General features: G+C 69.2%; 15 protein-coding genes and 1 tRNA gene. 12 read left to right on the forward strand and 4 right to left on the reverse strand.

What is annotated here, in order from left to right:
* Positions 1-5 precede the first annotated feature (5 nt).
* The 4 genes from A9X00_RS08655 (at position 6) to A9X00_RS30670 (ending at position 2228) form a co-directional block, all read left to right on the forward strand.
* On the forward strand, positions 6-659 hold the full coding sequence (locus A9X00_RS08655) for a GNAT family N-acetyltransferase (RefSeq protein WP_082974925.1): 654 nt from the start codon (positions 6-8) through the stop codon (positions 657-659).
* Between the two features lie 153 nt (positions 660-812).
* Positions 813-1793, forward strand: a complete 981-nt coding sequence (gene glpR, locus A9X00_RS08660; protein WP_067151965.1) for a gephyrin-like molybdotransferase receptor GlpR — start codon at positions 813-815, stop codon at positions 1791-1793.
* Positions 1794-1843: 50 nt separating this feature from the next.
* A tRNA-Ala gene (locus A9X00_RS08665) sits at positions 1844-1916 on the forward strand.
* A gap of 93 nt (positions 1917-2009) precedes the next feature.
* The gene (locus tag A9X00_RS30670; protein WP_156771998.1) at positions 2010-2228 is read left to right on the forward strand and encodes a hypothetical protein; all 219 of its coding nucleotides are present in this window, start codon (positions 2010-2012) and stop codon (positions 2226-2228) included.
* Between the two features lie 98 nt (positions 2229-2326).
* Here the strand turns inward: A9X00_RS30670 and A9X00_RS08670 are convergent, their stop codons facing one another.
* Positions 2327-2743 (reverse strand): PE family protein, encoded by a 417-nt coding sequence (locus A9X00_RS08670; RefSeq protein ID WP_067151968.1) that lies wholly within the window; start codon positions 2741-2743, stop codon positions 2327-2329.
* Between the two features lie 188 nt (positions 2744-2931).
* On the opposite strand from A9X00_RS08670, the gene A9X00_RS08675 reads away from it, so the two are divergent.
* Both A9X00_RS08675 and A9X00_RS08680 read left to right on the forward strand, forming a co-directional pair.
* Positions 2932-4860 (forward strand): alpha/beta hydrolase, encoded by a 1929-nt coding sequence (locus tag A9X00_RS08675; RefSeq protein ID WP_067151971.1) that lies wholly within the window; start codon positions 2932-2934, stop codon positions 4858-4860.
* On the forward strand, positions 4841-5416 hold the full coding sequence (locus A9X00_RS08680; protein ID WP_067151974.1) for a hypothetical protein: 576 nt from the start codon (positions 4841-4843) through the stop codon (positions 5414-5416). The genes A9X00_RS08675 and A9X00_RS08680 overlap by 20 nt, the downstream gene beginning before the upstream one ends.
* Before the next feature lie 16 nt (positions 5417-5432).
* Here A9X00_RS08680 and A9X00_RS29685 read toward each other — a convergent pair whose 3' ends face one another.
* Positions 5433-5666 carry a hypothetical protein gene (locus A9X00_RS29685; protein WP_082974923.1) on the reverse strand — a complete coding sequence of 78 codons (234 nt, stop codon included), beginning with the start codon at positions 5664-5666 and terminating at the stop codon, positions 5433-5435.
* Between the two features lie 110 nt (positions 5667-5776).
* Here A9X00_RS29685 and A9X00_RS08690 point away from each other — a divergent pair, with 110 nt between their 5' ends.
* The 4 genes from A9X00_RS08690 to A9X00_RS08705 all read left to right on the forward strand — a co-directional run bounded on the left by A9X00_RS08690 (position 5777) and on the right by A9X00_RS08705 (position 9456).
* Positions 5777-6922, forward strand: a complete 1146-nt coding sequence (locus A9X00_RS08690) for a M20/M25/M40 family metallo-hydrolase (RefSeq protein WP_067151981.1) — start codon at positions 5777-5779, stop codon at positions 6920-6922.
* A gap of 155 nt (positions 6923-7077) precedes the next feature.
* The gene (locus A9X00_RS08695; RefSeq protein ID WP_156771999.1) at positions 7078-8094 is read left to right on the forward strand and encodes a GNAT family N-acetyltransferase; all 1017 of its coding nucleotides are present in this window, start codon (positions 7078-7080) and stop codon (positions 8092-8094) included.
* Positions 8095-8100: 6 nt separating this feature from the next.
* Positions 8101-8775 (forward strand): DUF5642 family protein, encoded by a 675-nt coding sequence (locus tag A9X00_RS08700; RefSeq protein ID WP_067152000.1) that lies wholly within the window; start codon positions 8101-8103, stop codon positions 8773-8775.
* Between the two features lie 27 nt (positions 8776-8802).
* Entirely contained in the window at positions 8803-9456 is a 654-nt protein-coding gene (locus tag A9X00_RS08705; RefSeq protein ID WP_067151985.1) for a DUF5642 family protein, read from the forward strand.
* Positions 9457-9460: 4 nt separating this feature from the next.
* On the opposite strand, the gene A9X00_RS08710 is transcribed toward A9X00_RS08705, so the two are convergent.
* Entirely contained in the window at positions 9461-10057 is a 597-nt protein-coding gene (locus tag A9X00_RS08710) for an alpha-ketoglutarate-dependent dioxygenase AlkB (protein ID WP_197515107.1), read from the reverse strand.
* Between the two features lie 70 nt (positions 10058-10127).
* Here A9X00_RS08710 and arcA point away from each other — a divergent pair, with 70 nt between their 5' ends.
* Complete coding sequence (gene arcA / locus A9X00_RS08715; protein WP_067151989.1) at positions 10128-11339, forward strand: arginine deiminase; 1212 nt, start codon at positions 10128-10130, stop codon at positions 11337-11339.
* Positions 11340-11415: 76 nt separating this feature from the next.
* Here the strand turns inward: arcA and A9X00_RS08720 are convergent, their stop codons facing one another.
* On the reverse strand, positions 11416-12972 hold the full coding sequence (locus tag A9X00_RS08720; protein WP_067151992.1) for a dolichyl-phosphate-mannose--protein mannosyltransferase: 1557 nt from the start codon (positions 12970-12972) through the stop codon (positions 11416-11418).
* Positions 12973-12996: 24 nt separating this feature from the next.
* Here A9X00_RS08720 and rsmI point away from each other — a divergent pair, with 24 nt between their 5' ends.
* Positions 12997-13833, forward strand: coding sequence for a 16S rRNA (cytidine(1402)-2'-O)-methyltransferase (gene rsmI, locus A9X00_RS08725; protein WP_067151994.1), 837 nt, complete (start codon positions 12997-12999; stop codon positions 13831-13833).
* Positions 13834-13936: the final 103 nt, after the last annotated feature.

Genomic DNA, 13936 nt, shown 5'->3' on the forward strand with positions numbered 1-13936 from the left:
TGCTCGTGAACCTGTTGCGCTCGAATCCCCGTCACCCGGGCTGGCCCTCGGCTGTGGGGCCGCTGCGGGTCCCGGGCGGTGTCGTCCGGTTGCGGGCGGTGCGCATGCGCGACGGCGCGCAGTGGAGCCGGATCCGGTTGGCCGACCGCGCGCATCTCGAGCCGTGGGAGCCCAGCACGGATGGCGATTGGACGATCCGGCACACGGTCGCGGCCTGGCCGGCGTTGTGTTCCGGGCTGCGCGCCGAGGCCCGCAAGGGCCGCATGCTGCCCTACGTGATCGAGCTCGACGGGCGTTTCTGCGGCCAGCTGACCATCGGCAACGTGACCCACGGGGCGCTGCGGTCGGCGTGGATCGGCTACTGGGTGCCCAGGTCGGCCACCGGCGGCGGGGTGGCGACGGCGGCGTTGGCGCTGGGCCTGGATCACTGCTTCGGCCCGGTCATGCTGCATCGCGTGGAGGCGACCGTGCGTCCGGAGAACGCCGCGAGCCGGGCCGTGCTGGCAAAGGTGGGGTTCCGCGAGGAGGGGCTGTTGCGCCGTTACCTCGAGGTGGACCGGGCCTGGCGCGACCACCTGTTGATGGCCATCACGGTCGAAGAGGTGCAGGGCTCGGTCGCGGCGACGTTGGTCCGCGCCGGCCACGCGAGCTGGGCGTGACGACCCGCGCGCTGTGGCTACCGCGACACGAGTGACATGTGGTGCTTGTGAGAGGCAAATTACAGGTGTGTAATTGTGCTGGTCACCTCGGTTCAGCCGCATCGGCCACAGACGAGCCTCGCGGGGGTCGGGTCCAGTAAGGAGCAAGTCATCATGCCAAGCATCCCGCAGTCGCTGTTGTGGATCTCGCTCGTGGTGCTCTGGCTGTTCGTCCTTGTTCCGATGCTGATCAGCAAACGCGACGCCGTGCGTCGCACCAGCGACGTCGCCCTGGCCACCCGGGTGCTCAACGGCACCGGGTCCCGGCTGCTCCGGCGCAGCGGGCCCGCCGCGGGCCATCGCAGCGACCCCGACTGGAAGCCGGAGGAGGACGCGGCCGAAGACGAGCTGACCGAGGCCGAGCACGACGAGGACGACACCGAAACCGAGGAAGTGCCGCGTCCGGTCGTCGTGCACGCCGCGGCCACCGAAGCGGCCGAGCCCGATTACCTGGACGTCGACGTCATCGAGGATTCCGGGGCGCTGCCGGCGGGGGCCGCGGAGGACGAGACCGAGCCCGTCGCCGAGGCTGACGAGACCGACGACGAAGAGCTGGACGACCGCTACGAATACGTCGAGGACTCTTCGGGTTTGGAGCCCGAGGCGGACCGCGAGGAGGACGAGGATCCGCGGGCGTACGTCGCGGCGGGCGCGTCGCGGCGGCGCCGGTTCGACCCGAAGGCCGCGGCCGCGGTCAGCGCGCGCAAGTACGCCTTCCGCAAGCGGGTGCTGATGGTGATGGCGGTCGTGCTGACCGGTTCGGCCACGGCCGCGTTCGAGGTGACGCCCGCTGCCTGGTGGGTGTGCGGCAGCGCCACCGCGGTGACCCTGCTGTACCTCGCCTACTTGCGTCGCCAGACCCGGATCGAGGAGAGGGTGCGTCGGCGCCGGATGCAGCGGATGGCGCGGGCGCGGCTTGGCGTGGAGAACGCCTACGACCGCGAATACGATCTGGTGCCCTCACGGCTGCGGCGACCCGGCGCGGTGGTGCTGGAGATCGACGACGAGGATCCGATCTTCGAGCACTTGGACTACGCGATGCCGATGCGGACCTTCGGGTGGCCCAGGGACCTGCCGCGCGCGGTCGGCGAGTAGCGCCGGGAGTTCGGCGGTTCGCCCCGCGGCTGGTAGCCTGCTAGCGGTCAGGGGCTATGGCGCAGTTGGTAGCGCGTCTCGTTCGCATCGAGAAGGTCAGGGGTTCGAATCCCCTTAGCTCCACAGCATTCAGTGAGGTAGTGGGGGTCCAACAATAAGTTGCGTCACCGCCGGCGAAGCCGGGTGCGCAGCGGTTACGCGGGAGGGTTGAAGAGCATGGCTGTTGATCCGGAAAGACTGCGCGAATGGCGTGGTGCCGCCCAAAAGTATGCCGACATGGCGGTCAAGCTCGTACAGGCGTTGCCGGAGGAACCGACCGAACGCGATTACTCGAGGATTTCGATGATCGCGTCGATATCCTCGCTGTATTACGCGACGGCGCTTGATGCCGATCACTTCGGTGACGCGCCAGAGGATGTTGTATCGCCCGAATGAGGTCCCCCAGTGAGGTAATAGCCTCATAACTTCCGATCGGGCATTGGCCGGTCGAATTGCCACATCTAAGCTTCAGACGCCCGGGACGCCGGTGGTCCTCATCCCGTGAGGGGGAGAGTGGGCGGCGGCTGTGGCGGCTGCGGTGACCCCGCCGGCTGGCTGCCATCGCTCGGCACGCCCGGCACCGTCGGTCCGACCGCGCCCGACATGAACAGCGATCCCAGCCCGCCCAGCCAGCGCGCGATATCGGACTCCGCTTCCTGGTAGGCAGCGGCCGAGTCCTGCAGGAGCAGCAGGAATCGCTGGTACAGGTCTTGCGCCGCCGCCGATACCTGCTGCCACTGCTGCCCCTGGGCGCTGAACGCCGCAGCGACGGCGCCGGAGATCTCGTCGGCCGCGGCCGGGACGATGGCCGCGGTGGGCAGCTTCGCCGCGGCGTTGGCTGCGCTGGTCGCCGCACCGATGCCGGATAGGTCGCTCGCCGCCGCGGTGAGCGCTTCTGTGGTGACCCTCATGGCGCTAATCCCTATTACCTGACCCCCGATTCGCCCGAGTCTACTCAGGTGGGCGCGATGCACTGGTTTTTCGACGATCCCAGGCGAGCTGTGCGACGGCAGTCGCGGTAGTAGCGTTGTTGCCGGCTCGGGAAGGGGATCGCGATGCAGGTCGAGATGGATTCCCGGTACTCCGGACGGGCAGTGCGGTGCAGCTGCGCTACATAAGCGTCCCGGCGCTGATCGGGGAGGCCGGGGGGGATCCGTGGGCGATCAATCAGAGCCTCCAGGTCGGTCGCCCGGCGGAGATCTCCGAGTTGGCGGAGGCGTTCCACGCCGCGGGTCGGTGCACCGCCGAGTCCGACGCGTCGTTCGCGGAAGCGCGCCGGCGCTTCGACGCGGCCTGGAACCACCAGAACGGCGACCACCCGATCAACGACTCCGCCGAGGTGCAACGGGTGACCAAGGCGCTGGGCGCGCAGTCGTTGCAGCTGCCCAAGATCGGCGCCGACTTGGAAAACATCGCCGCCGCGTTGGCCGAGGCGCAGCGAACCGGCGCCGCGCTGATCTCGACGCTGGAGGGCCAGCTGCAGCAGCTCGACAACGAGATCGGCCAGGCGGTGGAGGCGGAGAAAGACATCCACCTCACCGCGGGTGAGAGAAAGCTCCTGGAGTTGCACATAGCCGACCTGGAAAACGAGGCCATCGCCGACACCAAATCCGCTCTGGGACAGATCGATTCGGTGCGCGACGGCTATTCGACCTATCTGCAGGGAGCGATGGGCGCCCTGCGCGCCGACGGCTACGGCCCCGACATTCTCCAGGCGGTGGACGCCAAACCCGAGATTCCGCCGCCGGGTACGAGTCCGGAGGACGTGAACAGGTGGTGGACGTCGTTGACGCCCGGAGAGCGCCAGCAGCTCATCGCCGAGCACCCCGATCAGGTCGGCAACCTCAACGGCGTCCCAGTGCTGGCGCGCAGCGACGCCAACATCGGGGCGATGACCCGCGACCTCAACCGGGTCCGCGACATCGCCGGCCGCTTCGGCGTCTCCCCGGACGACGTGCTGCGCGATCCGGCGAAGTACGGCCTGTCGGCCGTCGACGTCACGCGCTACCAGAACGCCGATCAGACCCAGCAGGGTCTCGATCGCGACGCCGAACACGGCCACAACCCGGTGTTCCTATTCGCTTATGACCCACTGGCTTTCGGCGGCAAGGGGCGGGCGGCGATCGCCATCGGCAACCCCGACCTGGCGAAGAACACCGCCGTGATCGTCCCGGGCACCAGCAGCAGCGTGAAGGGCGGCTGGCTGCACGACGGCCACAACGACGCGCTCAACCTGTACGGCCAGGCCAACGCCGCCGACCCGAGAAACCCCACGGCGGTGATCGCGTGGATGGGGTACGACGCCCCCAACGACTTCAAGGACGTCCAGCGGATTTCCACTCCGGCGCTGGCCCGCACCGGCGGTCAGGCGCTGGCGCAGGATGTCAACGGTTTGTGGGCCACGCACCTCGGCGCCGGCCAGCACGTCACCGTGCTGGGCCACTCGTACGGTTCGACCACGGTGGCCGACGCGTTCGCGTTGGGCCACATGCACGCCAACGACGCCGTGCTCATCGGCTGCCCGGGCACCGACCTGGCCCCCAACGCCGCGAGCTTTCATCTCGACGGCGGGCACGTGTACGTGGGCGACGCGTCGACGGATCCGGTCGGCATGCTCGGGGAGCTGAATGGCTTGAGCCACTACGTGAATCGGGACAATATCGGCGGTCAGGTGCTCGGCTTGACCCCCGGCCTGGGCGCCGACCCGGCGGCCGACGGCTTCGGATCGGTGCGCTTCCGCGCCGAGGTGCCCGGCTCCGATGGCGTCAACCCGCACGACCATTCGTACTACTACCACCCCGGAAGCGAGGCGCTGCACAGCATGGCCGACATCACCTCGGGCCACGGTGATGCGCTGGAGTCCGACGGACTGACGGCGCAACACCGCTATCAGCCGGGAAAGATCACCATTCCGGGCCTGGGTCCGGTCGGACCCGGCCTGGGCGGGCTCGTCATCGACCCGGAGTGGGGCCGCGCGCCCGGATCTGTTACCGATGATCATGTCTTCGATGACCAACACCATCACTGAGCGGCAACGCATTTGGCCCCGGCAAGCACGGCTTGCCGCGCTAGTCGTCGTCGTCATGTTGCTAGGAGGGTGTTCGCTGGTGTTTCCGAAACCGCATTCCTCGGGCTCTTCCAACCCCTTTGACGATTCCGCCCACCCGTTGACCGACGACCAGACCAAGGCCCAGGTGATCGAGCCTGCCAAGGAGATCGTCGCCGCCGCCGACCTGCAGGGCGTCGACGGCGGGTTCTCGTTCGCCTCCTGCAACGACCAAGGCGATCCGCCCTATCAGGGCAGGGTGACGATCGGGTTTTCGTTGCAGGGGGACGCGGATGTGTACTTCCAGCACGTCCGCGCCGCGATGGTCGCGCACGGCTGGAGCGAGGGCGCCCCACCGGGACAGCACTACCACGGCACGACCCTGAACAAGAACGGCGTGACGGCAAACATGAGCCTGTTGCCGTCGGACCACAGTCGCGGACAGATCATCCTGTACGGCGAGTGCCGGGACACGACCGACCACCACCACGACCCGGGCGCCGGGCTCGATATCACCGGCCAATTGACCGCGCGCTGAGGAACGCGCCCCAGGCCTAGCTGGACTTTTGGCCGCCCTTGCGTCCGGCGGCCTTCTTCTGGGACTGGTTACCGCCGCTGCCGCTACCGCTGCTTCGGCTGCTTTGGGCGCTGCCCGAACTCTTGCCGCCCCTGCTGGAGGCGCCGGGCGAATTCGATATCGCCGCCGCCCTGGACTTGCTCATCCCCTTTTTGCGCAGCCCCTCGTACTGTTTGTCGTTCTTGACGCTGGATCCATGATCTTTCGCCATTTTGGTCTCCTTTACACCGTGCAGCCCGAATACCCACTTTCAATCGCGTTGCCGATACGCGATTTGGGTACTGATCCAGTTGTCGAGCAACCCGTGACCGAAAGGACCAGATGGCGCCCCGCGATCCCGACGCGACCGAAGCGCTGCTGAAAGAACTTCTGCGGACCTACGGCCCGTGCGGCCAGGAGGACGAGGTCCGAGCCGTCTGCGCCCGCGAGCTGGAGCCCGTCGTCGACGACCTGTGGATCGACGACGCCGGCAACCTCGTCGGCTACCTCGCGGCGGGCGGTCCCCCCGAGGGCAGCGGCCGCCGACACCGATCGGCGGCGACCGCCGGACCCAGTACCGCGACGCGCGTCATGGCGCACATGGACGAACTGTCCATGCTGGTCAAGCGGATCGAGCCGGACGGCTCGCTGCATGTGACGCAGCTGGGCACCATGTACCCCGGGAACTTCGGGCTCGGCCCCGTCGCCGTCCTCGGCGAGCACGAGACACTCACCGCGGTCCTCACACTCGGATCCGAGCACACCACGAAGGAGAGCCGGCGGATCTGGGAGACCAAACCCGATGCGGGTGATCAGGCGCTGGACTGGGAGCACGTTTACGTCTTCACCGGCCGCACCGAAAAGGAGCTCGCCGATGCGGGCGTGCGGCCCGGTACGCGGGTGTGCGTCGAGCGGAGCAAGAGGACGCTGGTCGAAATCGGGGACTATGTCGGCTGCTACTTCCTCGACGACCGCGCCGCGGTGGCCGCCCTGCTGCGCGCGGCTCAGTTGCTGCGTGAGCGCGGCAAGCGCCCCGCCGACGACGTCTACCTGGTGTTCACGACCAACGAGGAGATCGGCGGGGTGGGCGGCTCCTACGCCAGCGCCTCGCTTCCGGGCACGCTCACCCTCGCGCTGGAGGTCGGGCCCACCGAGCAGGAGTACGGCACCAGCGTCACCGGCGGCCCGATCATCGGGTACAGCGACGCCCTGTGCGTCTACGACAAGGACGTCGCCGACCGGTTGATGGCCATCGCCGCCGACCTGGGGCTGGAGCCGCAGGCCGCGGTGCTGGGCGCGTTCGAGTCCGACGCCTCGCACTCCAAGGCCAACGGGCTGACGCCGCGGGCGGCCCTGCTGTGCCTGCCGACGCTGAGCACGCACGGCTACGAGGTCACGTCTCGGCGCGCCATCGACGACATGGCCGAGATCGTTGTCGATTTCGTGCTGCAGCTCGGGGACGAAAACGGTTCCGGTACAACGGATTAGTCGCCGCCGTTGATCAGGCCGGCTTTCTGGCGGCGACGAACTGCAGCACGCGTTGTGCTCGGCGGCGCCCGACGGACCGGTCGCGTGTGGGCGGTTATCGCGACGCATCCTTGCCGCGCCGGGAACCCAACCCATAACGTGGGCAAGGTCCGGAGATGACAAGACGGATCGGCGGGGACAGCGCAGTGGCCGAACTGACCGGCGCGCGGGCGGAAGAGCTCGCGACGATGGACATCTTCGAAGGCTGCCCAATCGAGGAGCTGGTGCCGCTGGCGGCCCGCCTACAGCCGCTGCGCGCCGCCGCCGGCCAGGTGCTCATGCAGCAGGGTGAGCAGGCGGTCTCCTTCCTGCTCATCTCGTCGGGAACCGCCGAGATCAAGCGCGTCGACAACGACGGCACCGTCAACGCCGGACAGGTATCGCCCGGCACCATCGTGGGCGAGATCGCCCTGTTGCGGAACATCCCGCGCATAGCGACGGTCACCACCGCCGAACCGCTGACCGGCTGGATCGGCGACAACGACGCCTTCACCCGGATGGTGCACCTCCCGGGGGTCATGCCCAGGTTGCTGCGCACGGTGCGCCAGCGGCTGGCCGAGTTCATCACTCCGATCCCCATCGAGGTCCGCGACGGTACCCGCCTGATGTTGCGCCCGGTCCTGCCCGGCGACGACGAGCGCACCGTCCACGGCCACATCCAGTTCTCCAGCGAGACCCTGTATCGGCGGTTCATGACGGCCCGCATTCCGACGCCGGCACTGTTGCACTATCTGTCGCAGGTCGACTACGTCGACCACTTCGTGTGGGTGGTGACCGACGGGGACAACCCGGTGGCCGACGCCCGCTTCGTCCGCGACGAGAGCGACCCGACAACCGCCGAGATCGCCTTCACCGTCGCCGACGCCTACCAGGGCCGCGGGATCGGCAGCTTCCTGATCAGCGCGCTGTCCATCGCCGCCAGGGTCGACGGCGTCGAAAGGTTCTCCGCGCGAATGCTTTCCGACAACGGGCCGATGCGGGCGATCATGGACCACTACGGCGCGGTCTGGGAGCGCGAGGACGTCGGCGTCATCACCACCGTCATCGACGTGCCCCGCCGGCTGGTCTTCGGGCGCCACATGGCCGAACAGATCAATCGCGTCGCCCGTCAGGTGATCGAAGCGGTCGGCTGAATGGGCATGCGGCCGTTGTGGATTGGCATTCCGATGGTCCTGCTGGCGGCGTGTGCGCACGCGCACGCCCCCGCGCCGACGACCACGCCCAGCAAACCGACCAGCGGACCCAACGCCACCGTCCACCCCGCCAACATCAAGCGGGTGGTCGGCGAGCTGCCTCCCCACTACGAGGTGACCACCGGCATCCCGAGCGGGGCGTCACCGCGGGTGATCTGGAGCCTCGAAGCCGACGCGAGGGCCAAGCCGCCGCAGTGCGCGGCGCTCGCCGACCCGGGCAACGCACGCGACCAGTCCGCGCAGGGCTTCTCCGGGTCGGGGACCGGCGGCATCGTCGACGCGGTGGTGGTGACTTTGCCGGGTCCGGCGGACCTCGACCAGGGGGTCGTGGCGGCGTGCGGACGGTGGACCATGAGCGACGGCCACACCACCGCTAGCGTTCGCCTCGTCGACGCCCCACGCATCGACGGCGTCGCGACCCTCGGCATGGTGGCAGATACCAAGTCGTCGGTCGAATCGGGCACCGAAATCGATTCGCGCGCATACACTTTCATCGCCTACCTGGGCAACTACTACGCGTTCACCACGCTGACCACCGACCCCGGCTCCGCGCTGCCCGCGCTGCCGCCGCAATTCGCCGCCGATCTACTCGTCAAAACGGTGTCCACGTTGCGCGGCTGAGCGTCCCCGTTGGGTAGATTGGCCACGATGTTGAAGGTGTTGCTCGCGACCGCATCCGTCTGCGTGCTCGCCGGATGCTCGGGCGGCGATCCCACCCCCGTGAAGGCCGACATCGGCAAGGTCGTCGACGTCAAGTCGAGCTTCGGGCCCGACTACAAGGTCACCGACATCCCGGTGCGGGGCGTCGACCCCAAGCTGCTCTCGGCCCGGAAACTGCCCGACGGCCTGACGTTCGACCCGGCGAACTGCGCGAAAGTGGCGGTCGGCCCGGACCTGCCGCCGGACCTGCAGGGCAACATGGCCGCCGTCTCGGCCGAGGGGAACGGCAACCGGTTCGTCGTCATCGCCCTGGAGACGTCAAAAGCCCTGCCGTTCAACGACCCCGGGAAGGAATGCGCCAAGGTCGCGTTCGCCGGCACGGGCGTGCGGGGCGGCATCGAGGTGATCGACGCGCCGCACATCGACGGGGCGCGCACCACGGGCGTGCACCGCGTCCTGCAGGCCGTCGTGGGCGGCGGAGCCCGCACCGGCGAACTGTACGACTATTCGGCGCAATTCGGTGATTACCAGGTGATCGTCATCGCCAACCCGCTGGTCATTCCGGACCAGCCGGTGGCCAAGATCGACACCCAACGCGCGCGTGACCTGCTCGTCAAGGGGGTGGCCGCGGTCCGAGGCTAGGCCGCTAGCGCACGTCGCGGGGCCGGAACTGGATGCTGACGCGCGGGCCGATGTGCGCCGAGGTCTTGGGCACCGCGTGCTCCCAGGTGCGCTGGCAAGATCCGCCCATCACCAGCAGATCGCCGTGCGCCTGCGGCAGTCGCAGCGACGGCCCGCCGCCGCGCCGCCGCATCGCGAACGTGCGCGCCGCACCCAGGCTGACGATCGCCACCATGGTGTCGTGCGAGCTGCTGCGCCCGATGGTGTCGCCGTGCCACGCGACGCTGTCCGAGCCGTCGCGGTAACAACACAATCCGACGGTGGTGAAGGGCTCACCGAGCTCGCCCGCATAGATGTCGTTGAGCCGCCGCCGCAGCTTGCCCAGCAGCGGGTGTGGGGGCTCCTCGACCGTCAGGTCGTGAAAACTGACCAGCCGCGGCACGTCGACCACCCGGTCGTACATGTGGCGGCGCTCGGCCCGCCATGGAACGGTCGATAGGAGGTCGGCGAGCAGGCCATCGGCCTCGGCCAGCCAGCCGGCGCGGATCTCGATGAAGGCGCCGTCACCGAGCTGCCTGCGCTCGGTGTGCTCGAACAGCGAGCCCTGTACCGCGATGCTCACGGCGCCCAGTTTATCGCACACCCGTTCGATCGGGAGGGGACCGGTCTGGCGACCGGCTACCGTTTTCAGGGTGGGCGTTGTCGAGCTGGGCACCAATTCCGAGGTGGGCGCGCTTCGGGTCGCCATCCTGCACCGGCCCGGCGCGGAGCTGCGCCGGCTCAATCCGCGCAACAACGACCAGCTGCTCTTCGACGGGTTGCCCTGGGTCGCGCGGGCGCAGGAGGAACACGACGAGTTCGCCGAGTTGCTGAGTTCCCGCGGCGTCGAGGTGCTACTGCTGTCGGACCTGCTGACCGAGGCGCTCCACCACAGCGGAGCCGCCCGGATGCAGGGCGTCGCGGCCGCGGTGGACGCTCGTCGGCTCGGAACCCCACTGGCCCAAGAACTTTCGGCCTACCTGCGTGGCCTGGATCCGGCGACGCTGGCCAACGTGCTGACGGCCGGCATGACGTTCAACGAGCTGCCGCCGGACACCCGCACCGAGGTCTCCCTGGTGCTGCGCATGCACCACGGGGCGGACTTCGTCATCGATCCACTGCCGAACCTGGTGTTCACCCGCGACTCGTCGATCTGGATCGGGCCGCGGGTGGTGATCCCGACCCTGGCGCTGCGGGCGCGCGTCCGCGAGGCGTCGCTGACCGATCTGATCTACGCCCATCACCCGCGCTTCACCGGGGTGCGGCGCGCCTACGAGTCGCGCACCGCCCCGGTCGAGGGCGGCGACGTGCTGCTGCTCGCCCCCGGCGTGGTCGCGGTCGGGGTCGGCGAACGAACCACCCCCGCGGGCGCGGAAGCGTTGGCGCGCAGCCTTTTCGACGATGACCTCGCGGACACGGTGCTGGCGGTGCCCATCGCCCAGCGGCGCGCGCAAATGCACCTGGACACGGTGTGCACGATGGTCGACACCGACACCGTGGTGATGTACGCCAACATCGTCGACACGCTGTCGGCCTTCACGATCCAGCGCACCCCCGACGGCGTCACCATCGGCGACGAGACGCCGTTCCTGGAGGCGGCCGCCAGGGCGATGGGCATCGACAAGCTGCGGGTCATCGACACCGGGCTGGACCCCCTCGTCGCCGAGCGCGAACAGTGGGACGACGGCAATAACACCTTGGCCCTGGCGCCCGGCGTCGTCGTCGCCTACGAGCGCAACGCGCAGACCAACGCCCGCCTTGAGGACGCGGGCATCGAGGTGCTCACAATCGCCGGGTCCGAATTGAGCACCGGCCGCGGCGGCCCCCGGTGCATGTCGTGCCCCGCCGCGCGCGATCCCCTCTAGGCGCCCGCATCGAGTCTGCGCTCAGCGCGTCGGATCGAGCCGTTTGCACGCGCTGGATGCAGTCTCGACGCGAGAACTAGCGCCAACTCGGCAGCCAGATCTCCATGTTCCAGGTCTGCTGGGAGATCGGCAGGCCGGTCAGCACGGGGAACAGCCACGCGAAGTTGGTCACCACTAAGGCCACGTAACAGGACACCGCGATCAGTCCCAGCGTGCGCCGTTCGGAGTTCTGGTTGCGGGCGTAGAGGATGTCGCCGCAGATCAGCGCGATGCCCATGGCCAGGAACGGCGCCATCGTCGCGGCATAGAAGAAGTACATCTGCCGGTCGATGTCGGCGAACCACGGCAGCCAGCCCGCGCAGTAACCGATCAACACGGCGGCGTAGCGCCAGTCGCGGCGCACCAGCGTTCGCCAGCAGGCATAGAGCAGCACCGGCACCGCCAGCCACCACATCGCCGGGGTGCCCACCAACATCTCCGCCTTGACGCACGACTGGGCCCCGCAGCCGGGAACGTTCTGCTGGTCGATGGCGTACAGGACCGGCCGCAACGACATCGGCCAGCTCCACGGCTTGGATTCCCACGGGTGGTAGTTGCCGGCGGAATTCGTCAGGCCCGCGTGGAATTCAAACGCCTTGGCGGTGTAGTGCCACAGCGAGCGAATCGCGTCGGGCAGCGGAACGAGGGAGTGCTGGCCGATCGACTGGCCGACCTCGTGGCGGTCGATCGCGGTCTCGGACGCAAACCAGGGCGCGTAGCTGGCGAGGTAGACCGCGAACGGGATGAGCGCCAGCGCGTACCCGGTGGGGATCAGGTCGCGCCGCAAAACCCCCAGCCACGGCCGGGTCACCTGGTATTGGCGCCGGGCCGCGATGTCGAACCCCAACGACATCACGCCGAAGAACAGCACGAAATAGAGGCCGGACCACTTTGTGCCGCAAGCCAACCCGAGCATCACCCCGGCAAGGAAGCGCCACCATCGCACGCCCAGCCTTGGGCCCCACAGGGTTTGGGCGCTACGACCCTCCACCAGCGCGATGTGCAGCCGCCAGCGCACCTGATCGCGGTCCACGATGAGCGCGCCGAACGCGGCGACCACGAAGAAGGTCAGCAGGCCGTCGAGCAGGGCGGTCCGCGCGGTGACGAAGCTGACGCCGTCGCAGATCACCAGCACCCCGGCGATCGCCCCGACCAGCGTCGAGCGGCTGATCCGCCGGACGATGCGCATCACCAGCACCACCATGACGACGCCGAGCAGGGCGCCGGTGAACCGCCAGCCCACCCCGTTGTAGCCGAAGAGCGCCTCGCCGAACGCGATCAACTGCTTGCCGACCGGCGGGTGCACGACCAGACCGAACCCGGGGTTGTCCTCCACCCCGTGGTTGTGCAGCACCTGCCAGGCCTGGGGCGCGTAGTGCTTCTCGTCGAACACGGGTGTGCCGGCGTCGGTCGGCGAGCCCAGGTTGAGGAACCGGGTCACCGTCGCCAGCACCGTGATCACCCCGGTCGCGACCCACCCCCGAATGGTGTCGGTCGGCCCGAAGTCCGCCACCGGAACCAGCGGGCCCGGGCTGTCGACGGGCACGACACGCTCGCGCTCGGCGACGGCGCTTTCGCGGGGCGGGGCGGTCATCACGTCGATCGTAGGCTGTCCGTCATGACCTCCGGTCGCCTATTGCTGGGCGCGACGCCCCTGGGCCAGCCGTCGGATGCCTCGCCGCGCCTCATCGACGCGCTGGCCCGCGCCGACGTCGTGGCCGCCGAGGACACCCGGCGGGTGCGGATCCTGGCCAAGGCGCTGGAAACCGATATCACGGGTCGGGTGGTCAGCCTGTACGACCGGGTCGAGGCCGCCCGGGTGCCCGCCCTCGTGGACGCGATGCAGGCCGGGGCGACGGTGCTGATGGTCAGCGACGCCGGGATGCCGTTGATCAGCGACCCCGGCTACCGGCTGGTGGCCGCGTGCGTCGAAGCGGGCCTGCCGGTCCAGTGCCTCCCCGGGCCGTCGGCGGTGACGACCGCGCTCGCGGTGTCCGGGCTGCCGTCGGAGCGGTTCTGCTTCGAGGGGTTCGCCCCGCGCAAAAAGTCGGCCCGCCGAACCTGGTTGGCCTCGCTGGCCGACGAACGGCGCACCTGCGTGTTCTTCGAATCTCCGCGCCGGCTGGCGGCCTGCCTGCGCGACGCCGCGGACGAACTCGGCGGCGCCCGCCGCGCGGTGGTCTGCCGGGAGCTGACGAAGGTGCACGAGGAGGTCGTGCGCGGCTCGCTCGAGGAGCTCGCCACCTGGGCGAACGACGGGGTGCTCGGCGAGATCACCGTGGTGCTCGCCGGCGCGACGCCGCGCGCCGACCTGCCGTCGCTGGTGGCCGAGGTGGAGGAGCTGGTCGCCGGCGGTGTGCGCGTCAAGGACGCGTGCAGCGAGGTCGCCGCGGCGCATCCGGACGTCCGGACGCGCCAGCTCTACGACGCGGTCCTGCAGTTACGCGGCGACTAGCTCAGGGTGTGCAGGCCTTGAAGGGCCCGATCCCCGGCGTGCAGAGCTGCGGGTGCGGCGGCAGCGGCGGCGGGCCGGGCAGCGGGGGGGGGGGGGGCGGCCC

Origin of the sequence: Mycobacterium sp. 1245805.9 (assembly GCF_001672915.1) — a bacterium.
Classification (GTDB): Bacteria; Actinomycetota; Actinomycetes; order Mycobacteriales; family Mycobacteriaceae; genus Mycobacterium.